The following is a 19,295-nucleotide window of genomic DNA, read 5'->3' on the forward strand; positions in this document are numbered from 1 at the left end:
CGGTGGTGCAGACGGTGTTTGCTGTGGCACCGGCTGTGGAATGTGATTGCAGGAAACTCTTGGTGCAAGGGAGAGGGCCGGTCGCCGACAGGCGGCCGGCCCTCGCGCATGTCGCCCGGCTCCTGTCGGACCCCGTCGGTAGTGTGGTCAGACCGTACGACCGGAGGGAACGCGAACGTGAGCGAGACACGCCGCAGTGAGAAGGCGACCGCCGTCGCCGCCTGGGAAGCGCTCTTCCGCGCCCAGGTCGCCGTGATGCGGAGTCTCAACGCGGACTTCCCCGGCGACGAGATCTCGTTCAACGAGTACGACGTCTGCTTCAACCTGTCGACCCAGCCCGGACGTCGCTGCCGGATGCGCGACCTCACCGGGCACCTGCTCCTCACCCAGCCGAGCGTCAGCCGCCTGGTCGACCGACTCCTCGCCCGCGGCATCGTCGAGAAGCAGCCGGACCCCACCGACGCCCGCGGGGTGATCGTGGCACTGACCCCGCACGGCTTCGACGTCTACCGCCAGGTCGCCGTGCAGCACGCGGCGAGCATCGCGCAGCAGGTCGGTGCCGGCCTGTCCGACCCCGAACTGCGCACCCTCACCGAACTCTGCACGAAGCTCCGGTTGGCGGTCGGCACGGGACCCAGCCGGCGGTCGACGGCCCGCCCGGTGGCCGCTCCGGATGCGGCGACGGTGTGACCGGCGCGATCGTCTGGCTCCGTGACGACCTGCGGCTGTCGGACAACCCCGCGCTCCGTGCGGCGATCGACCACGGTGGCGACGTCACGGTGGTGGTCGTCCTCGACGAGCAGTCCCCGGGTCTCCGTCCGATCGGTGCGGCGAGCCGCTGGTGGCTCCACCACTCCCTGACCGCCCTCGATGCCGACCTGCGCGAGCGGGGCTCCCGGCTGGTCCTCCGGCGCGGTGCCGCGGCGACGACGATCGACCAGCTCGTCGCCGACACGGGGGCGGACGCCGTGTACTGGAACCGTCGGTACGGCGCCGTCGAGCGGGACATCGACGCCGGCATCAAGGCGGCCCTGCACGACCGTGGCGTCGAGGCGCACAGCTTCGCCGCGAACCTGCTCTGGGAACCGTGGACCGTGCTCACCGGGCAGGGCGAGCCGTACAAGGTCTTCACCCCGTTCTGGAACGCCGTCCAGGCACTGCCCGAACCGCGCCACCCTCTGCCCGACCCCGACGACCTCCCGGCTGCGGCCGACGTCACCGGTGACGCTCTGGCCGACTGGGCACTGCTGCCGACGAAGCCCGACTGGGCCGGCGGGCTCCGTGACGCCTGGACCCCGGGCGAGCACGGTGCCCGTCAGCAGCTCGAGCACTTCGTCGAGCACGCGCTCGAGGACTACGACCAGCGCGACGAGCCCGCGATGGAAGCCACCAGCAGCCTCTCCCCGTTCCTGCGGTGGGGCGAGATCAGCCCGTACCAGGTGTGGCACCGCCTGCACGAACGGCTCGAGCCCGCGCAGCGCCAGAACGCCGCCGCGTTCCTCCGGCAGCTGGCGTGGCGCGAGTTCAACTGGAACGAGTACTTCCACTGCGACGACATCGCCACCGTCAACGTCCGTCGGAACTTCGACGCGTTCCCGTGGCGTGATCCGGAACCGGCCGAGCTGGACCGCTGGCGACAGGGCCTGACCGGCTTCGACCTGGTCGACGCGGGCATGCGCGAGCTCTGGCACAGCGGCGCCATGCACAACCGGGTGCGGCTGGCCGCCGGCAGCTTCCTCGTGAAGAACCTGCTCGTGGACTGGCGAGTCGGGGAACAGTGGTTCTGGGACACCCTGGTCGACGCCGACCCCGCCAACAACGCGGCGAACTGGCAGTGGGTCGCGGGCTCCGGCTTCGACGCCGCCCCGTACTTCCGGGTCTTCAACCCCGATCGGCAACTCGAGCGCTTCGACCCGCACCGCGAGTACGTCCACCGCTGGGTCCCCGCCGACGAGCTGCGCCCCGAGCCGATGGTCGACCTGAAGGCGTCGCGGCAGCGGGCGCTCGACGCCTACGAACGGATGCGGCGATCGTGACCGGGCTGCGCCAGGCGATCGCCACCGTCGTCGACCAGGTCGACGAGCTGTTCCGGTCGCGTGTCGAGCAGGGCATCGCGCCGAGCAGCGTGTGGGGCGTGTTCGACCGGTTCGGCCTCGTCGCGTCCGGTGGGCACGGCGACCGCGGGGACGGCCGGCGACCGGACGCCGACACCGTGTACCGCATCGCCTCCTGCACCAAGAGCGTCACCGCCGCGACCCTGCTGACCCTCGTCGCACGGGGTGCGCTCGACCTCGACGCGCCGATCACCGACTTCGTGCCGGCCTTCGGCGCCGTCACCCTGCCGACCCCGGACTCCCCGGCCCCCACGGTGCGGATGCTGCTGACGATGTCGGCCGGGTTCCCCACCGACGACCCCTGGGCCGACCGGCAGGAGTCGATCTCGGACGCCGAGCTCGACGAGGTCCTGCGCGGCGGCCTGCTGTTCGACTCGCTGCCCGGCACCCGCTTCGCCTACTCGAACCTCGGCTACGCGCTGCTCGGCCGGGTCGTCGCCGCCGTGACGGGGCGGCCCTTCACCGCTGCCGCCAGTGAGATCGTGCTCCGTCCCCTCGGCCTCACCGACACGGTGTTCAGCGCCGCCGAGTCGACCGGCTTCGTGGTCACCGGTGTCCGCGGACACGAGGGCGACTGGGAACCCCTGCCGATGACCGGCCCCGGCGCCTTCTCGTCGATCGGCGGGCTCTTCTCGACCGTGCGTGACCTGGCGCGCTGGGCGACGCACCTCGGTTCGGCGTTCTCCGCCGCACCGGAACCCGGCCCGGTCTCCCCCGCTGACCGCCGGCTGATGCAGCAGGCGATGCGGGTCGTCCCGTCGTCCGTCGTCCCGGGTTCGGCCCGCGCGACGGCGTACGGCTTCGGGCTGTTCGTCGAGCAGGACGACCACTTCGGCGAGCTCGTCTCGCACTCCGGCGGCTACCCGGGCTTCTCCGCGCACATGCGGTGGTCCGTGCGCGACGGCCTCGGGGTCGTCGCGTTCGAGAACGCCACGCAGGCCAAGGTCTCCGCGGCCGCGCAGCAGGCGCACGACCTCGTGCTCGGCGCAGTGTTGACGGCCCCGGCACCCGACCCGGCGGGAGCCGGCGCCGACGTGGCCGGAGCGACCAGCGGGGTCGCGGCGACCACCCGCGCGACGCGAGCAGCCCAGGCCGCCGTGACGCGCCTCCTGGCCGACTGGCGCGACGACCTGGCGGACGCGATCTGCACGCCCAACGTGGCGATGGACGTGCCGTACGACCGCCGGCGGCGGGCGGTGGCACAGGCCGTCGCGGACGTCGGCGCCGACCTCGGTGCCGCACCGGTGTCGGAGTACTCGGCGGCACCGTCGCACCTGCGCTGGTGGCTCCCCGGCACCTGCGGGCGACTGCGTGTCGAGATCCGGCTCGCGCCCGCCGCCGCGGGGCGCGTCCAGACCCTGAACGTCGTCGCCGAACCGTCGGAGCGCTGACCCGACGGAGCGCTGACCCGTCGAAGCGCTGACCAGGCGGCGCCACGCGGGCATCCCCGGCTCAGACCGGCGGTCGACCGCCCACGAAGCCGAGTGCCCGCGCGGCGACGCGGCTGCCCTCACGGGCTGCCGCACCGACGCGGACCGGATCCGTCGCCCACGCACGGACGAACCCGGCGACGAAGGCGTCCCCGGCCCCGATGGTGTCGACGACGGTCGCCGGTGTCGCGGGGACCCGGTGGACGCTGCGGCCCCGGCGTCCGATGAGCACACCGTCGGCCCCGGCCGTGACGACGACCAGTGGGACGTGCTCGGTCAGCCGACGCACCGCGGCGTCGAGGTCGTCACCCCCCGCGAGGGCGAGCGCCTCGTGCTGGTCGGGGAAGAGCACGTCGACGCCCCGCAGGGCCTCGAGGAACCGGTCGGCACCGATCGTCTCGATCACCGCCACCGACGAGGGGTCCACCGCCACGCGGGCCGGGCCGGTCCGGGCGCACGCCACCAGGTCGGCGAGCCGGTCGGCCCCGCCGCCGAGCATGGCGGCACCGGTCAGGTGCACGATGTCGGCGCGGGCGACCACCGACGGCGGGACGTCTGCGGCACTGATCTTCCCGCTCGCGGCGGGGTCAGACATCGCGGTGCGACCGTGGTCGTTGCGGACCGAGACCACGACCCCGGTGGACGTCATCGCGTCGTAGCGCAGGTGAGCGCGGACCCCGGCGTCCTCGAGCGCGCGCTCGTGGCGGTAGACGTCGTCGACCCCGACACGGGCGACGACGTCGACCTCGGCCCCGAGCCAGCCGAGCCAGGTGGCCGTGTTGCCACCGGCACCGGTCGGCCGGTGGCGGATCTCCGCGGCGGGGTCGTGCACCCCGATCCGGTGCGCGGTGGTGTGCACGAGGACGCCGTCCAGGACGTCGCCGACGACCAGGAAGCGTTTTCCGGCGCCCCGACGACGGCCCGCGACCACCCGTCCGGCGCGGGTCCCCTCGGGCCGGGACGGCGGTAGAGCACCCTCGTACGGCATGGACATCCGCAACAGTGTACCTGGACCCGAGTTTTACTCCGTTTCTATCGGTGAAAACGGAGGTTCCACAGAGGGATCGCACGACGACGACCCGTGGTAGCGCTGATATACCGGCTGCTAGTATGTGGGCGGTCGCGCGACCACCGCCCCGACGACGGAGATGCCATGCCCAGGAAGCCCGACCCCACCCGCAAACCCGCGATCCTCAAGAAGGTCGTCGACCACTTCGTCGAGACCAAGATCGAGGACGTCACGGTCCGGGGCCTGGGCCGCGTGCTCGGGACGAGCGCCTACCCGGTCGTCTACCACTTCGGCTCGCGCGACGCCCTGATCGACTCCGTCGTCGAGCACCTCGCGACCTCGCACCGAGCGCCCGCGCTCGACCCTGCCGCCGACACGGACGCCCTCGCCGACCACCTGATCGCGACGTTCGGCGGGCTCGACGACCCGCACCGTGCGCTCGCAGCACGACTCACCTTCGAACTCGGATCGGTCGAGTCCCTCGACGGGCGTGACCGGCAGCGCCGCGCACACCGCTGCCACGTGGCGGCCATCCGGGCGTGGTGCCGGGCGCACGGTGCCGACCCCGTCCTCGCCGAACGTGCGGCTCAGGACACGGTGATGGCCGCCCGCGGAGCCCAGTGGAGCGCGCTCGTCGACCGCGCGCACACCGAGGCCGACGCCGCACTGCGTCGCATCGCCCACGACCTGGCTTCGAGCACGACCGGCGCCGACTGCGCGCTGAGCGCGACTGCGTCCGCAACCGAGGACCGGTCGCGGACCCGGTGACGGCGTGCGGTCCGGAACGGCATCCGGACCACGAACGGGAGGCACGGTGCCAGCTGGCACCGTGCCTCCCGTTCGTCAGGTGGTCACCGCGGTGACCCGCCGACGCGGATCAGAGCGTGACGAACCGCTGCGACTTCGCGTTCTCGAAACGAGCGGCGACGTTCTCCCAGTCGACGATGTTCCAGACGGCCTTGACGTAGTCCGCCTTGACGTTCAGGTAGTCGAGGTAGAAGGCGTGCTCCCACATGTCGAGCATGAAGATCGGGACGAGACCGAACGGGATGTTGCCCTGCTGGTCGAAGAGCTGGAACGTGGTGAGCTTCTGGCCCACGGTGTCCCAGGCCAGCACGGACCAGCCGGAGCCCTGGATGCCGTTCGCGACGGCGGCGAACTGTGCCTGGAACTTCTCGAACGAACCGAAGAACTCGTCGATCGCCGCGGCGAGCTCGCCCTCGGGGACCTTCGTGTCCGGGCCGAGGTTGGTCCAGAAGATCGAGTGGTTCACGTGGCCACCGAGGTGGAACGCGAGGTCCTTCTCGAGCTTGTTGATCGCGCCGAAGTTGCCGGACTCACGGGCCTCGCCGAGCTGCTGGAGCGCGGTGTTGGCACCGGTCACGTAGGCCTGGTGGTGCTTGTCGTGGTGCAGCTGCATGATCTTGCCGCTGATGTGCGGCTCGAGCGCGGCGTAGTCGTACGGCAGTTCCGGCAGGGTGTACTCAGCCATGTGAGGTCCTTTCGATCAGTGGGTTGTGGACGCGGCTCCGCGGCTCACGAGAGCCGGGAACGATCGGTGAGGGAGTGGAATTCCCGGTTGTGGTAGACCAGCGGCTCGCCGCGGTCGGCGCCGACGATGATGTCGAGCACCTCGGCCACGACGACGGTCGAGCTGCCGATGGGCGTCGTCGACAGCGGTCGGCAGCGGAGCGCACTCGCCGCACTCGGCAGGTAGCGGTCGCCGGACGGCAGGGTGCCCCAGATCGGGTCGTCGGCGGCCGGGCTGCCGGTCGACGCGAAGCGCTTGGCGAGTGCGACCCCGAGGGAGTCGACCAGGTGCACGACGAACAGCGGCGCACCGAGCACGACCCCGGCCGAGCCGGAGTTCGTCGAGAGCGAGAAGACCAGCACGGGCGGGTCGACGGCCACACTCGCGACGCTCGAGGCGGTGAGGCCGGTCGGTCCGTCCGGGCCTTCGGCCGTGATGACGGCGACGCCAGCAGGGTGCCCGCGGAAGGCGGACTTGTACGCGTCGGCGATGGTTGCCGGTGCTTCGTCGGGCATGGTGATCGTGGTCGTTCCTTCGGGAGGGGCTGCCGTCACTCGGCGGCTGTCACCCAACGTATGACCTGAACCCTGGTTGAGGTCAACGATTCACAGGTTCGGGCGCGGCCGGGCGCGCCGTGGAGCCAGCCCGCCGGCCCGCAGCACGGCCGCTCAGCGGCGCTTGAGCATGACGAGCGCACCCGCGGCCGCCACGACCATGAGCACCGCGGCGACGCCCGCCGTGATCGTCACGCCCGAGTCGAAGGCCGCCCGCGCCGACTCGAGCAGCACCTGCCCGGCGCTGCCGCCGAGCTGCCCCGCTGCGGCGACCGCGCCGCCGAGGGTCTCCTGCGCCGCGACGTGCGCCGCCGAGGACAACCCGTCGGGCACCACGACGTGCGCCCGGTAGGTCGTCGCCAGGATCGTCCCGAGCACCGCGGTCCCGAGCACGGCGCCGATCTCGTACGCCGTCTCGGACATCGCCGACGCCGCACCCGCCTTGTCCGCCGGAGCCGTCGAGATGATGAGGTCGTTCGTCACCGTCTCGGACGCCCCGATCCCGATGCCGAGCAGCACGAACGCGAACGCCAGGGCAGCGATGGAGGCGTGGTGTCCGAGGACCGCGACGAGGGCGTACGCCGCAGCCGAGAACAGCAGCGCGACCGACACGACCCAACGCGGGGCGACACGCGCCACGACCGGCACGACCGCGAGTCCGGCGACGATGGTCAGCACCGACCCCGGGATGAGCACGATGCCGGATGCGAACGGGTCGAGCCCGGCCACGAGCTGCAGGTGCTGGGCGATGAAGAACAGGAACCCGGTGAGCGAGAACATCGCCGCCAGGTTCATCAGCACACTGCCGGTGAAGGCCGTGCTGCGGAACAGGCGCAGGTCGAGCATCGGCGTGCGGGACCGCAGCTGCCGACGGACGAACGCGATGCCGCACACGACACCGACCGCGAGCATGGCGATCGCGAGGCCGCGCTCCTCGGGGTGCACGACCGACTTGATGGCCCAGGCGATCGGTGCGAGCGCGCCGAGGGACAGGAACATGCTCGGCAGGTCGACCGGTCCGGGCATCGGGTCACGGGACTCCGGCACGCAGAACGGCACGCCGACGAGCATGAGCACGAGGATCGGCACCGCGACCAGGAACACGCTGCCCCAGTGGAAGTGCGCGAGCAGCGCGCCGCCGACGAGCGGGCCGAGCGCGTTGCCGGCCGCGAACATCGTCGACCAGACGGCGAGCGCCATCCGCCGCTCCCCCGCGTCCACGAACACGTTGCGGATGATCGAGAGCGTGGCGGGCATGAGCATCGCGCCGAACACGCCCATCGCGATCCGGGCCGCCACGAGCATCCAGGCGTCGGTCGCGAAGGCCGCGGCCACCGAGAACAGGGCGAACCCGGTCGCGCCGATCACCAGGATCCGCCGTCGGCCGATGCGGTCACCGATGCTGCCCATCACGACGAGCAAGCCGGCGAGCACCAGCGGGTAGGCGTCCACGATCCAGAGCTGCGTGGTGGCGTCCGGGTTCAGCGCGCGACTGATCGACGGCAGCGCGAAGCTCAGGATGGTGTTGTCGACCGAGATGAGCAGGACCGGCAGCATGAGCACGGCGAGCGCCAGGAACCGTCGGGCGCGGCTCCCGGTGACGCGGGTGGCGACGGGGCTGGTGAGCAGTGCGGACACGGCGGACTCCTGGGACTTCGAGCCGGACCAGGTCGACGGCGGGTGGTACGTGGGGCAGACGAGACGGGACGCGGGATGGACACGCGCCCCGTCAGGACTCCGTTAGTGTACCGTCCGGACGGTTTTGGTTGCAAATGCAACTGACGACGGCCGGGAGGTTCGTGGCGGTCCCGCCACGGACCTTGCGGCGATCCACTGGTCGCGTCGGCGGGCCTACGCCGATTCGCGGAGCAACAACCGGTGTCGCACCGTGCGCTCGACGGCCTCGCCCGAGCGCGGCAGCTCGCCCGCGAGCATGCCGAGCGCCAGGTCGAGGGCCTGGCCGGCGACCTCGTCGAGGTCGACGGCCAGCGTGGTGAGGGTCGGCGCGACGAGCGTCCCGAGGGGCAGGCCGTCGACGCCGACCACGCGGATGTCCCCGGGGACGTCGACGCCGGCACGACGGCAGGCCGACAGCACGCCGAGGGCCAGCACGTCGTTGAACGCCAGGACCGCGTCCACCCGGCGGTGCACGGCGAGGATCCGTTCGGTCCGTTCGGCACCGGCCTCTGCGGTGGGCGCGGACGCGACGACGAGGTCGGGCAGGTACCCGCGACGCCGGAGTGCCGCGACCATGTGCTTCCCGCGCTGGCTCGGCACGCCGTCGGCGGCGGCGTCGAGCACGACGGGGTGCTTCACCCCGACGTCGACGAGGTGGTCGGCGAGGTCCTCGATCGCGGCGGTCGGGTCGATCCGGACCGCGGCGCGGGTCACCGGACCCGAGGGGTCGAGTTCGACGACCGGGACCGAGCCGAGCCGTTCGATCCACTCCGGCGCACGGGACCCGAGGTAGCCGATCACGACGTCGGTCTGGGCACCGAGGGACTCCACCATCCGGTCCGAGTCGCTCGCGAGCCCGACGTCGGCGAGCATGACGTTCCACCCGCGGGCGGCGGCCAGGCCGAGCACCGCAGACGCGAGTGCCGGTGCGTAGGGGTTCCGCAGGTCGTTGACGACGAGCCCGAGCTGGTGGTCGCCACCCGTGACGAGCCCACGGCCGAAGCGCGACGGACGGTAGTCGAGCGCCGCCGCGGCCTGGAGCACGCGGTCCTTGGTCGCCGCGCTGATGCCGGACATGCCGTTCATCGCGCGGGTGACGGTCTGCCGGGACACCCCGGCGGCCGCGGCGACGTCGATGATCGTCGCGCGGCCACCCGGGGTCAGGCGCGGAGGTCCAGCCATGCCACCTGTTCCGGGGAGAGGTCGACGGAGAGGCCGGTCATGGACGACCGGGCCTCCGCGATCGTACGGGGTCCGAAGAGCGGGAACGTCGGGAACGGCTGGTTGAGCACGTACGCCAGGGCGATCGCCGTCGCGGGGACGCCGAACTGCTCGCCGAGCTCCCGCGCACGCCGGAGCCGCTCGAAGTTGTCGTCCGAGTAGTAGCAGCGGACGAGCTCGGCGTCGCTGGTGTCCTCGGGCGTCGCGCGGCCGGTGAAGAACCCGCGGGCCTGCGAGGACCACGGCAGCAGCGGGACCTGACGTTCCTCCAGCCACGCCTTCGATGCCGCATCGGTCGCGTGTTCGCAGCCGTCCCACGGCACGTCGTACGCCTCGGCGAGACCGAAGTGGTTGCTGAGCACCTCGAATCCGTGCTTGCCGTTGGCCCGTGCGTAAGCGTTCGCCTCGTCGAACCGTGCGGGGGTCCAGTTCGAGCCGCCGTAGACGCGGATGCGGCCGGCCCGGCGGTGTTCGTCGAGCACGTCGACGAACTCCCCCACCGGGATGTCGGGGTTGTCGCGGTGCATCATGTAGATGTCCGCGTAGTCGGTGCCCTGGCGCTCGAGGCTCTCGAGCAGCTGCCGGGTGATCGACTCCGGGTCACAGTGCGGGGTGTGGGCGCCCTTCGTGATGACGACCACGTCCTCGCGGATCCCCCGGTTCTGGATCCACTTGCCGAGCCGTCCCTCGAGCACACCGCCGCCGTAGATGTACCCGGTGTCGAACACGTTGCCGCCCTGCTCGACGAACAGGTCGAAGATCGCGCTGGCGTGCGCCAGGTCGGGCTGGTTGTCGACGCCCATCACCAGGCGGGACATCCGCTTGCCGACGCCCGGCACCTCGCCGTAGCGCATCGGGTTGTCGTCCTGCACGGTGAGCGGTCGGCCGGACACCGTCGGGATGTCGGCGGTCTCGGCCTCGAAGGGGTAGCGCAGGCCGATCGCCGCGCGCCACCTGTCGAGCGTGCGGGCGGTGGCGAGGGTCTCGTCGATGGTCATCTGCGCCGCCTCGACCGCACCGGCACGCAGGGCGTCGGTGGTGGCGTCCGCTTCTCGGGCGTAGGGGTGCTCACCCGCGAAGGACAGCGAGCGAGGGGGTTCGTCGACGGTGTGGATCTCGATGGTGGGGTCGTCGCCGAGGGTCCACGGGTCGGCGAGCACGATGCGACCCCGCGAGCCGTACACCGACACGGCGTTGTCGTCCTGCACGAAGACGCCGGTCCGGACCGTCGCCGTGGTCCCGCCCCGGTAGGTGAGCTGCGCGACCGTCCACTCGTCGACCCCGGTCGGCCCGAGCGTGCCCGTGGCGGTGAGGTCCACCGGCTCGGCGACGGCGACCCCGGTGGCGGCCTGCACGATCGCCGCGGCCATCGTCACCGGGTACCCACCGACGTCGAGGATCCCGCCGCCGGCGGTGTCGACGTCGAACAGGCGACCGGTGCGCTCGCCCGTCCGGAACGCGAACGAGGCGTCGACGTGGGTCACGTCGCCGATCACGCCGTCGCGGATCAGGTCGAGCAGCGCCGCGGTCTGCGGGTGGAAGCGGTACATGAACGCCTCGACGAGCGGCAGACCGGCCTGGCGTGCAGCGTCCGTCAGCGCCATCGCGGTGCCGTGGTTCACGGCGAGGGGCTTCTCGCAGAGGACGGCCTTGCCCGCCTCGAGTGCGGCGAGGACGAGTCGGGCGTGCCCGGTGTGCACGGTCGACACGTAGACGGCGTCCACCCGCGGGTCGGCGAGGACCTCGTCGTAGGTCCCGGCGGTCACATCCGTGAACCCGAACCCGGCGGCCTCGTCGGCGAAGACCCGCGCCCGCTCGGCGGACGAACTGCCGGCCGCGACCAGGACGCCCCCGCTGGCGGGCAGCTGCGAGAGGAAGCGACGGGCGATGCCGCCGGGGCCGAGGACGGCCCACCCGGGGCGGTCGGTGGCGGTCGAGGTCGGGGTGGTGGCGGTGTTCGCCGTCTGCGCTGACATGCGGATCCTTGTCGTCTCGTGAACCTTCACGGTCGGTTCGACGCTAGCGGCCACGGGAGCGATCGGCAACGGTCCGGCGGCGATTCGTGAGCGTTCACGGCGGCGAGGGACGAGCCGGCGTCCGCTCCCCCGGGAACTGCTCCTAGACTCTCGGCATGGCCAGTGCCCGCGACCGTGTCCTCGACAGCTTCGTCGCCATCGTGTGCGAGGAGGGCGAGCGTCCCGCCACGCTCGACGCCGTCGCCGCGCGCGCCGGTGTCTCAAAGGGCGGGTTGCTCTACCACTTCGGCTCCAAGGCCGCCCTGGTCGAGGGGCTCTGCGAACGACTGTCGGACCTGTCCGCCATCGACGTCGAGCGCATGCAGGAGGCCGAGGACGGCGCAGCCCGCTACTTCGTCCGCAACTGCCTGTTCGTCGGCAGCGAGCTGGACCTCGCCCTGCTCGCCGCGAGCCGCCTGCAGCAGGCCGGTTACGAAGAGGCCGGACGCACCCTCGACGACACCGAGAACGCCTGGCTCGCGACCCTCGTCGACGCGCTCGGCGACGAGCCGACCGCGCAGGCCGTCAAGCTCCTCGGCGACGGGCTGTACCACCAGGCCTCACTCGGTGCCGCGAGCGAGGTGCGACCGAAGCGGGGCAGCGTCGACATGGAGACCCTGCTCACCGTCGTCGACCGTCTGATCGCGACGCGACCCGGAGCGTGAACCGGCACGCCCCCGGCTGGGGATAGACTGGGGAACGATCCACTCGTCGACACCCGGAGGTATCCCGTGGGCCGCGTCATCGCCGCTGTTTTCTCGATCCTGCTGCTGCTGGTGTCGATGTACCTGTTCGGGTTCGCCTTCCAGGTGGAGTCGGGCCAGGCCTTCGTCTTCATGGCCGGCGTGCTCCTGATGAGCCTCTCCTTCTTCCTGCCGATCCACGTGTTCGGCAAGCGCTGACCAGCAAGCGCTGATCAGCAAGCACTGACCAGCTAGCGCAGAACGGCCCCGCACCTCACCGGTGCGGGGCCGTTCTGTGTGGGGTGTCCGGCGCCTCAGACCAGGACCCGCAGGGTCCGAAGCGTCACCGCGGTGCTGATCGCCGCGTGTGCGGCCTCAGCGCCCTTGTCCTCCTTGGAGTCGGGCAGCCCGGCGCGGTCGAGCCCCTGCTGCTCGTCGTCCAACGTGAGCACACCGAACCCGACGGGCTTGCCGGTGTTGATCGCGACCTGCGTCAGGCCGCTCGTCGCCGCGCCCGACACGTACTCGAAGTGCGGGGTGCCACCGCGGATGATCACGCCGAGCGCGACCGCCGCGTCGAAACCGGCTTCGAGCGCGGTCTTCGCGACCACGGGCAGCTCGAAGCTGCCGGGCACGGGGATGACGTCCGCCGTCGCACCGAGCCGCTCGACCTCGCGCTGCGCCCCGGCCAGCAGGCCCGCGGCGATCGTGTCGTGCCACTGGCCGGCGATGATGGCCACCCGGATCCCGGTGCCGTCCACCTGGTCGCGGTCCGCCGCGCCTGCTCCGCTCATCGTGTCGTTCCTTCCGTGGGCGCTGCGGTTGATGCCGCCGCCCGGTCTGCCGCGTCCAGCCACTCGGCGAGCGCGGCGATGGTGATGACGGGCACGCCCTCGCGCGCCCCGAGTGCGACGAGCGCCGGCAGCCGCATCATGCTGCCGTCCTCGTCGACGATCTCGCAGATCGCCGCCGCGGGCCGGAGCCCGGCAGCGGTGACGAGCTCGATCGCTGCTTCGGTGTGCCCGGCGCGCTCACGGACCCCGCCCGGTCGTGCACGCAGGGGCACCACGTGTCCGGGTCGGTGCAGGTCGTCGCGCACCGAGGTCGGGTCGGCGAGGACCCGCAGCGTGCGGGCACGGTCGTGGGCGCTGATGCCCGTGGTCACGCCGACGGCCGCGTCGACGGTGACCGTGTAGGCGGTGCCGCGGACGTCCTCGTTGTGCGCCACCATCGGCGGCAGGTCGAGGGCGTCGGCGATCTCGGTGCTGACCGGCGCGCAGATGAACCCGGACGAGTGCGCCACGGTCCACGCGATCCACTCCGGCGAGGCGAGCTCGGCGGACAGGATGACGTCGCCCTCGTTCTCGCGGTCCTCGTCGTCGACGACGATCACCGGGCGACCGGCGGCGATCGACGCGATCGCGGCCTCGATGCTCGACGACCCGAGTGCCTGCGGGACGGCACCGACCTCGGCGACCATCACCGGGCCTCCGATCCGACGGTCTCGAGCGACTGCGCCGCGGCGTCGAGCCGCAGCATGCGGCGCACGTGCCGCGCCAGGACGTCGGTCTCGACGTTCACCCGGTCACCCGGCACGCGGAGCCCGAGCGTCGTCGCCTCGAGGGTCTCGGGGATCAGGCTCACCTCGAACCAGGCCGCGTCGGGCGCGGCGTCCTCGGGTGAGACCGCGCTGACCGTGAGCGAGACGCCGTCGAGCGCGATCGAGCCCTTGTCGACCACGAGTGGGCTGAGCGCCGGCGCGAGCGAGAACCGCACGCGCCGCCAGCCGTCACCGTCGGCCGTCTCGAGCACCGTGGCGGTGCCGTCGATGTGGCCCTGCACGATGTGCCCGCCCAGGCGGTCGCCCACCGAGGCGGCGCGCTCGAGGTTCAGGCGGTCCCCCACCCGGAGCGCACCGTGGGCGCTCATGTCGAGGGTCTGCTTCATGACGAAGGCGGTGAAGGTCTCGGGGGTCTGCTCGACGACGGTCAGGCAGACACCACTCGTCGCGATCGAGTCGCCGTGCCGGGCGTCCTGCACGACGACGGGGCCGTGGACGGTGAGCGCGACGGAGTCGCCCTGCTGCTCGACGGCGGTGACGGTGCCGAGTTCCTCGATGATGCCGGTGAACACTGGTGTCCTCTCAACGGGACTCCGGGGGCGTTCGACGATCGTCGGCATCGACGGACGGATCGCACCCCACGGGTCGTGGGGTCGTCCTGTCCGCCAGCGCGCCTCCCATCCGGACTTTCACCGTCGGTCCCGGAATCCCACCGGGTCAACCTCTGTCGGGTTCGCACCCGTCATCAGTTCGTGGACTGTCACCACCGGCTCGGAATTACACCGACCCCGGAGCGCTTGCGTAGTCGGAACGATACCCCAGGCCGCTGACGGCCGCGCCACGGTGGCAGGGCCGTCGTAACCGGGCGTCTCCCCCGGGCACGGTCAGCACGTGGCACCGCGGTGTCCGGCGTCCGGCGTCCGGCGTCCGGCGTCCGCACTGCGACGATGCACGAGTCGATCGACGAGCGGTCCGTCGGAACATGCACACGCATCCGATGCGCCGACGTGTTCCGACAGGACATCCGTCGACCAACCGGTGTCCTGTCGTGGAACGCGCACGCCCCCCGGGCATGGTGATGAGGGGCGCCACGGTGTGACGCCCCTCGATCACCCGCCGGTCAGTGCCGGCGACGGAGCACGAGCGTGCCCGCTCCGGCGAGGAGCAGCAGGAGCGCGAACCCGGCGGGCAGGACCGGCGAGCCGGCTCCCGTGTACGCGAGCTCCGGCTGGCCGTCACCGGCCGCGGCGGCTGCCGCGACGGTCCCGGCGCTGGTGCGGACCCCGCTGGTGGCAGCGGACGTGGTGGTCACCACACCCGTCGTGGAGGCCCGGCTCGGCTCGACGACGCCGACCGTGCCCACCGGGATGGTCGCCGTGCCGGGCGTGGTGCCGGTGTCGGTGCCCGTCCCGTCGGTGGGGACGGTGCCCGGGTCGGTACCGGGGTCCGTACCGGGGTCCGTACCGGGGTCCGTACCGGGGTCCGTACCGGGGTCGGTACCGGGGTCCGTGCCCGGGTCCGTGCCCGGGTTGGTCCCGGGGTTCGTGCCGGTGCCGGGGGTGGTGCTGGTGCCGTCACCGACGATGCCGATCCCGTTGCCGCCGATCGTGATCGGCAGGCTGATCACCGGGGTGACCTGGGTGCCGGAGAGCAGGCCGCCGTCGCCGGAGGTCGAACCGCCGGTCGTCGGGGTCGTGGTGCCGGTGGCCGGAGCCGTCGTGCCGCCGGTGCTCGTGCCGTCACCGAGGACACCGATGCCGTTGCCACCGATCGTCACGGGGACGTCGACGACCGGGGACACCTGCGTGCCCGACGCCGTGCCGTCCGAACCCGAGGTCGAACCGCCAGCCGCCGGAGCGGTCCCGGTACCCGTGCCCGCAGCGGGCGCAGCGCCCGTCGCGGTTCCCGTCCCGAGCAGCCCGATGCCGTTGTCCGCCACCGTGACCGGGATCGAGACGACCGGGGACACCTGCGTGCCCGAGGCCGTGCCGTCCGAACCCGAGGTCGAACCACCGGCCGCCGGAGCGGTCCCGGTACCCGAACCCGCAGCGGGCGCCGTGCCCGTCGCGGTCCCGTCACCGAGGACACCGATGCCGTTGCCACCGATCGTCACCGGGACGTCGACGACCGGGGACACCTGCGTGCCCGAAGCCGTGCCGTCCGAACCCGAGGTCGAACCACCGGCCGCCGGAGCGGTCCCGGTACCCGAACCCGCAGCGGGCGCCGTGCCCGTCGCGGTCCCGTCACCGAGGACACCGATGCCGTTGCCACCGATCGTCACCGGGACGTCGACCAGACCGGTCACCTGGGTGCCGGAGAGCAGTCCGTCGGTGCCCGAGGTGGTGGGCGCCGACGGGGCTTCGGCAGCCGGTGCCGGGGTCGCCGCCGCCGGGGCGGTCGACGTCGAGGTGCCGTCGCCGAGGACGCCGATCCCGTTGCCGGACACCGTCACAGGGACGGTCACGGCCGGGGCGACCTGGGTGCCGGAGGCCGTGCCGTCCTCGCCCGAGGTGCTCGGAGCGGGAGCGGCAGGGGCGGCAGGCGCCGGAGCCGGTGCTGGTGCCGGGGCTGCAGGCGTCGGAGCTGCCGCGGGTGCGGCGGCCGAGACCGCGTCACCGGCGACGGCCACGGCGTTGCCGCCGACCGTCACCGGTGCCGCGACGTCCGGCACCACCTGGGTGCCCGAGAGCGTGCCGTCCTCGCCCGAGGTGCTGGGGGCAGGAGCGGTCGTGGCCGGAGCCGGCGCCGGAGCGGCGGGCGTGGACCCGGTCGCCGTCGACACCGCGTCGCCGAGCACGGCGATCGCGTTGCCGCCGAGGGACACCGGGGCGTCCACGGCGGGGGCCACCTGGGTGCCCGAGACGGTGCCGTCGGCACCAGATGTCGTGGCCGCGTTCGCCGCAGCCGTGCCGCCGAGCGTGAGCCCGCCGACGAAGAGGGCGAACCAGAGCCCTCTGGAGACGTACTTGTTCATGGTCGTACTCCCTGATCGAGATCGTCACCGACCGCGGACGCAGCCGGGATGTGTGCGTGCCTGCCGTGGTGGACAGGCGCACCGATCTCAGTCAGGAGCGACGTCGTGCTCGCCCACGACCGATGCGGGGACCGCGTCGTCGGAGAGCGTGCCGCGAGACCCCGCGGCGAGGGAGACGATGTCGTCGGTCGAGCCGACGATGCCGACGGCTGCTGCGCCGCCGGAGGTCGAGGAGGCGCTGCCACCGAGCACGCCGGCGTCGGCTCCGTCGAACGGGAGCCCGTGGCCCTCACCGTCCGCGGGGACGAGCAGCGCGTGTCCGCCGAGGGTCGCGTCCTGCACATCGACGGCCGGGACGACCGGGCCGACCGTTGCCGTCGTGGCAGCTGCGGCGACCCGGTCGGACGGGCGGAGCCCTGCTGGGCGGTCACCCACGGCATCGGCGACGCGGGCGGGCGCGGGTGCGGTGAGCACCGTGGCGCCCTGCGGGGCGACGGTTCCGGGCCGGACGGGTGCGTTCGCGACCGGCACCGACGGGACGGGCCCGGCGGACGGGTTCGAACCGCCGCCCACCGGGAGCGCGGGGACGTCGACGACGGGGTCCGTGCCTCCTGGCAGGGTGCCGCCGACGGACGGGACGACGCCCTCGACCACGTCGGGGACGGTGCCGACGGTCGTGCCGACCGAGCCGAGCGTGTCGTCGACCAGGCCCGTGACCGGACCGGTGACGGCGCCGAGGGTGTCGTCGCCGAGGACCGTGCCGACCACCGGGACGCTGCCGACCACGTCGTCGACGGTGTCGACGACGGCGGTCACCGGGCGCGCGTCGGTGACGCGTTCCACGGTGCCGGTGACGGGGCGCAGGACGTTCGCGACGGTGTCGGTGACCGGCCGGGAGGCGCTGCTCACCTGGTCGACGACCTGTCGCACCGGGCGCGTAGCCGGTGCGGCCGCGGGGGCGGTCGTGGAGGGCTCGGCAGCCGGTGTGGTCGCGACCGGAGCGGGGCTCGACGGCACGGGAGTTGCGGGAGCCGGAGCGGGGGCTGCGGGTGCCGGTGCGGGCGCCGCGGGCACCGGAGCCGGTGCGGGCGCGGGGGCCGGAGCGGGCGCAGCAGGTGCAGGAGCAGGAGCAGGTGCGGGTGACACGGCCTTGCGAACGGGGTCCGTCACGCCGCCGACGACCTTGCCGACCTCGCCGGTCACGCCCTGCACGGTGCCACCGACGCCGTCGACGACGCTGCTGACGAGTCCGCGCTGCTCGGTCGGTGCGGCGGAGGCCGTCGCGGCGGAGGCCGGTCGCGCGCCGAGGATCAGGGACAGCAGCACGAGGGCGGCGAGGGTCCCGACGCCCAGCAGGACGATGCGGAGTGCGGCGCGCCAGGGTGCGCGCAACGGGTGGTCCATGCGCTCACCTCCTGATCTCGGCTGCGCACGTAGAGTGGTTGACCGGCAATGTACGCCGATCCGGTCCGGAACACCCCCTGTTTCGGAAGAAATTCTCAGGAAGGGCCGTCCGTGGTCTCGATCTTCAACGCTCCGACCCGCAACCTGGACATCGTCACGCTGCACGAGATCCTGCGGCTCCGCCAGGACGTCTTCGTCGTCGAGCAGGAGGCCGCGTACGGCGACATCGACGGCCGTGACCTCGAGCCCGGCACCGTGCAGTTCTGGGCCGGCAACGGTTCGGTGGACGCGACGCTCCGCCTGCTCCGCGAGCCCGACGGCACCGAGCGCATCGGCCGGGTCGCCACCGCGAAGCACGCCCGCGGCCAGGGCCTCGGCGCGCAGCTCATGGAGGCCGCGATCGCCGAGTCCCGCTCGCCGAGCATCGCCCTGGGTGCCCAGTCGCACCTGGAGCAGTGGTACGGCCGGTTCGGCTTCGTGCGCTCGGGGGACGAGTACCTGGAGGACCGCATCCCGCACATCCCGATGACCCGGAAGCGCTGACCGGACGGCGCTGTTCCGACCGCGCTGATCAGGGGTTCCGCGCGTCAGGCCCGCCAGCGTCGCAGTTCGTCGAAGGAGCGGCCCTGGGTGGCCCGGTCGGCCACGAGGCGCTCGAACACGATGTTCGTCTGCGTCGTCGCCACCGAGGGGTCACCGCTGAGTTCGTCGGCGACGAAGTCCCGGAGCTGCTCGGTCGACTCGCACGCGATGTGCACGAGGAAGTCCTTGTCCCCCGCCAGGAACGACACGTCCTGCACGACGGGCACCCGCAGCAGGCGCTTGGCGAAGTCCCGCAGTTCGTGGCGGGCCGCGGCGTGCACCCGGACGGACACCATCGCCTCGATCGAGAACCCGAGCCGGGCGACGTCCACCTCGGCCCGGTAGCCGCGGATCACCCCGGCGTCCTCGAGCGCACGGACCCGTGCCAGGCAGGTCGACGGCGCGATGCCGACCGCGGCCGCGAGCCGGTTGTTCGGGATCCGGGCGTCGGCCGACAGGGTCCAGAGGATGCGCTCGTCGACCTCGTCGAGGCGCGGAGCGGGGTCGGGGCGACGTGCGGGACGGTCGGACACGGCTCGA

The 19,295-nt window shown here is 72.6% G+C and carries 19 protein-coding genes and 1 riboswitch; of the genes, 7 read left to right on the forward strand and 12 right to left on the reverse strand.

Features of this window, described 5'->3' with window-relative positions; genetic code table 11:
- Positions 1 to 177 precede the first annotated feature (177 nt).
- The 3 genes from DEJ20_RS13150 to DEJ20_RS13160 are packed head-to-tail and all read left to right on the forward strand — an operon-like array spanning position 178 to position 3,505.
- The gene (locus DEJ20_RS13150; protein WP_258377246.1) at positions 178 to 690 is read left to right on the forward strand and encodes a MarR family winged helix-turn-helix transcriptional regulator; all 513 of its coding nucleotides are present in this window, start codon (positions 178 to 180) and stop codon (positions 688 to 690) included.
- Positions 687 to 2,036 carry a cryptochrome/photolyase family protein gene (locus DEJ20_RS13155; RefSeq protein ID WP_111236315.1) on the forward strand — a complete coding sequence of 450 codons (1,350 nt, stop codon included), beginning with the start codon at positions 687 to 689 and terminating at the stop codon, positions 2,034 to 2,036. The genes DEJ20_RS13150 and DEJ20_RS13155 overlap by 4 nt, the downstream gene beginning before the upstream one ends.
- A complete protein-coding gene (locus DEJ20_RS13160) occupies positions 2,033 to 3,505 on the forward strand; it encodes a serine hydrolase domain-containing protein (protein ID WP_181431627.1) in 1,473 nt (490 codons plus the stop codon). The genes DEJ20_RS13155 and DEJ20_RS13160 overlap by 4 nt, the downstream gene beginning before the upstream one ends.
- A gap of 61 nt (positions 3,506 to 3,566) precedes the next feature.
- On the opposite strand, the gene DEJ20_RS13165 is transcribed toward DEJ20_RS13160, so the two are convergent.
- The gene (locus DEJ20_RS13165; protein WP_111236317.1) at positions 3,567 to 4,538 is read right to left on the reverse strand and encodes a carbohydrate kinase family protein; all 972 of its coding nucleotides are present in this window, start codon (positions 4,536 to 4,538) and stop codon (positions 3,567 to 3,569) included.
- 159 nt (positions 4,539 to 4,697) lie between these two features.
- Between DEJ20_RS13165 and DEJ20_RS13170 the strand changes: the two genes are divergently transcribed.
- Positions 4,698 to 5,321, forward strand: coding sequence for a TetR/AcrR family transcriptional regulator (locus tag DEJ20_RS13170; protein ID WP_111236318.1), 624 nt, complete (start codon positions 4,698 to 4,700; stop codon positions 5,319 to 5,321).
- Between the two features lie 109 nt (positions 5,322 to 5,430).
- Here the strand turns inward: DEJ20_RS13170 and DEJ20_RS13175 are convergent, their stop codons facing one another.
- The 5 genes from DEJ20_RS13175 to DEJ20_RS13195 form a co-directional block, all read right to left on the reverse strand.
- Positions 5,431 to 6,045, reverse strand: coding sequence for a superoxide dismutase (locus DEJ20_RS13175; protein ID WP_027466323.1), 615 nt, complete (start codon positions 6,043 to 6,045; stop codon positions 5,431 to 5,433).
- A gap of 44 nt (positions 6,046 to 6,089) precedes the next feature.
- Positions 6,090 to 6,599, reverse strand: coding sequence for a flavin reductase family protein (locus DEJ20_RS13180; RefSeq protein WP_027466322.1), 510 nt, complete (start codon positions 6,597 to 6,599; stop codon positions 6,090 to 6,092).
- Between the two features lie 153 nt (positions 6,600 to 6,752).
- The gene (locus tag DEJ20_RS13185) at positions 6,753 to 8,276 is read right to left on the reverse strand and encodes an MFS transporter (protein ID WP_111236319.1); all 1,524 of its coding nucleotides are present in this window, start codon (positions 8,274 to 8,276) and stop codon (positions 6,753 to 6,755) included.
- Between the two features lie 213 nt (positions 8,277 to 8,489).
- Complete coding sequence (locus tag DEJ20_RS13190; protein ID WP_111236320.1) at positions 8,490 to 9,497, reverse strand: LacI family DNA-binding transcriptional regulator; 1,008 nt, start codon at positions 9,495 to 9,497, stop codon at positions 8,490 to 8,492.
- Entirely contained in the window at positions 9,476 to 11,512 is a 2,037-nt protein-coding gene (locus DEJ20_RS13195; protein ID WP_111236321.1) for an aldo/keto reductase, read from the reverse strand. The genes DEJ20_RS13190 and DEJ20_RS13195 overlap by 22 nt, the downstream gene beginning before the upstream one ends.
- Positions 11,513 to 11,667: 155 nt before the next feature.
- Between DEJ20_RS13195 and DEJ20_RS13200 the strand changes: the two genes are divergently transcribed.
- Positions 11,668 to 12,216 carry a TetR/AcrR family transcriptional regulator gene (locus DEJ20_RS13200; protein ID WP_027466318.1) on the forward strand — a complete coding sequence of 183 codons (549 nt, stop codon included), beginning with the start codon at positions 11,668 to 11,670 and terminating at the stop codon, positions 12,214 to 12,216.
- A gap of 66 nt (positions 12,217 to 12,282) precedes the next feature.
- Complete coding sequence (locus DEJ20_RS13205) at positions 12,283 to 12,453, forward strand: hypothetical protein (RefSeq protein WP_017888559.1); 171 nt, start codon at positions 12,283 to 12,285, stop codon at positions 12,451 to 12,453.
- Positions 12,454 to 12,548: 95 nt separating this feature from the next.
- On the opposite strand, the gene ribH is transcribed toward DEJ20_RS13205, so the two are convergent.
- The 5 genes from ribH to DEJ20_RS13230 form a co-directional block, all read right to left on the reverse strand.
- Complete coding sequence (ribH, locus tag DEJ20_RS13210; RefSeq protein WP_111236322.1) at positions 12,549 to 13,028, reverse strand: 6,7-dimethyl-8-ribityllumazine synthase; 480 nt, start codon at positions 13,026 to 13,028, stop codon at positions 12,549 to 12,551.
- Positions 13,025 to 13,714 (reverse strand): 3,4-dihydroxy-2-butanone-4-phosphate synthase, encoded by a 690-nt coding sequence (ribB, locus tag DEJ20_RS13215; RefSeq protein ID WP_111236323.1) that lies wholly within the window; start codon positions 13,712 to 13,714, stop codon positions 13,025 to 13,027. Before ribB ends, ribH begins: the two co-directional genes overlap by 4 nt.
- Complete coding sequence (locus tag DEJ20_RS13220; protein ID WP_111236324.1) at positions 13,714 to 14,367, reverse strand: riboflavin synthase; 654 nt, start codon at positions 14,365 to 14,367, stop codon at positions 13,714 to 13,716. The genes ribB and DEJ20_RS13220 overlap by 1 nt, the downstream gene beginning before the upstream one ends.
- 93 nt (positions 14,368 to 14,460) lie before the next feature.
- Positions 14,461 to 14,595, reverse strand: a riboswitch (FMN riboswitch).
- Between the two features lie 320 nt (positions 14,596 to 14,915).
- On the reverse strand, positions 14,916 to 16,769 hold the full coding sequence (locus DEJ20_RS13225; RefSeq protein WP_284183333.1) for an LAVTG motif-containing sortase-dependent surface protein: 1,854 nt from the start codon (positions 16,767 to 16,769) through the stop codon (positions 14,916 to 14,918).
- Between the two features lie 87 nt (positions 16,770 to 16,856).
- Entirely contained in the window at positions 16,857 to 18,173 is a 1,317-nt protein-coding gene (locus DEJ20_RS13230; protein ID WP_181431632.1) for a hypothetical protein, read from the reverse strand.
- Positions 18,174 to 18,284: 111 nt separating this feature from the next.
- On the opposite strand from DEJ20_RS13230, the gene DEJ20_RS13235 reads away from it, so the two are divergent.
- Positions 18,285 to 18,716, forward strand: a complete 432-nt coding sequence (locus DEJ20_RS13235) for a GNAT family N-acetyltransferase (RefSeq protein WP_027466313.1) — start codon at positions 18,285 to 18,287, stop codon at positions 18,714 to 18,716.
- Between the two features lie 44 nt (positions 18,717 to 18,760).
- On the opposite strand, the gene DEJ20_RS13240 is transcribed toward DEJ20_RS13235, so the two are convergent.
- Positions 18,761 to 19,288 (reverse strand): Lrp/AsnC family transcriptional regulator, encoded by a 528-nt coding sequence (locus DEJ20_RS13240; RefSeq protein ID WP_027466312.1) that lies wholly within the window; start codon positions 19,286 to 19,288, stop codon positions 18,761 to 18,763.
- Between the last annotated feature and the right edge of the window lie 7 nt (positions 19,289 to 19,295).

It is taken from the genome of Curtobacterium sp. MCSS17_005, from assembly GCF_003234225.2.
GTDB lineage: Bacteria > Actinomycetota > Actinomycetes > Actinomycetales > Microbacteriaceae > Curtobacterium > Curtobacterium flaccumfaciens.

Excerpts from the sequence above, each read along its gene's own strand:
- DEJ20_RS13165 (WP_111236317.1), bottom strand. The coding sequence starts at position 4,538 with ATGTCCATGCCGTACGAGGGTGCTCTACCGCCGTCCCGGCCCGAGGGG.
- DEJ20_RS13170 (WP_111236318.1), top strand. The coding sequence starts at position 4,698 with ATGCCCAGGAAGCCCGACCCCACCCGCAAACCCGCGATCCTCAAGAAG.
- DEJ20_RS13175 (WP_027466323.1), bottom strand. The coding sequence starts at position 6,045 with ATGGCTGAGTACACCCTGCCGGAACTGCCGTACGACTACGCCGCGCTC.
- DEJ20_RS13180 (WP_027466322.1), bottom strand. The coding sequence starts at position 6,599 with ATGCCCGACGAAGCACCGGCAACCATCGCCGACGCGTACAAGTCCGCC.
- DEJ20_RS13190 (WP_111236320.1), bottom strand. The coding sequence starts at position 9,497 with ATGGCTGGACCTCCGCGCCTGACCCCGGGTGGCCGCGCGACGATCATC.
- DEJ20_RS13195 (WP_111236321.1), bottom strand. The coding sequence starts at position 11,512 with ATGTCAGCGCAGACGGCGAACACCGCCACCACCCCGACCTCGACCGCC.
- DEJ20_RS13200 (WP_027466318.1), top strand. The coding sequence starts at position 11,668 with ATGGCCAGTGCCCGCGACCGTGTCCTCGACAGCTTCGTCGCCATCGTG.
- ribH (WP_111236322.1), bottom strand. The coding sequence starts at position 13,028 with ATGAGCGGAGCAGGCGCGGCGGACCGCGACCAGGTGGACGGCACCGGG.
- ribB (WP_111236323.1), bottom strand. The coding sequence starts at position 13,714 with ATGGTCGCCGAGGTCGGTGCCGTCCCGCAGGCACTCGGGTCGTCGAGC.
- DEJ20_RS13225 (WP_284183333.1), bottom strand. The coding sequence starts at position 16,769 with ATGAACAAGTACGTCTCCAGAGGGCTCTGGTTCGCCCTCTTCGTCGGC.
- DEJ20_RS13230 (WP_181431632.1), bottom strand. The coding sequence starts at position 18,173 with ATGGACCACCCGTTGCGCGCACCCTGGCGCGCCGCACTCCGCATCGTC.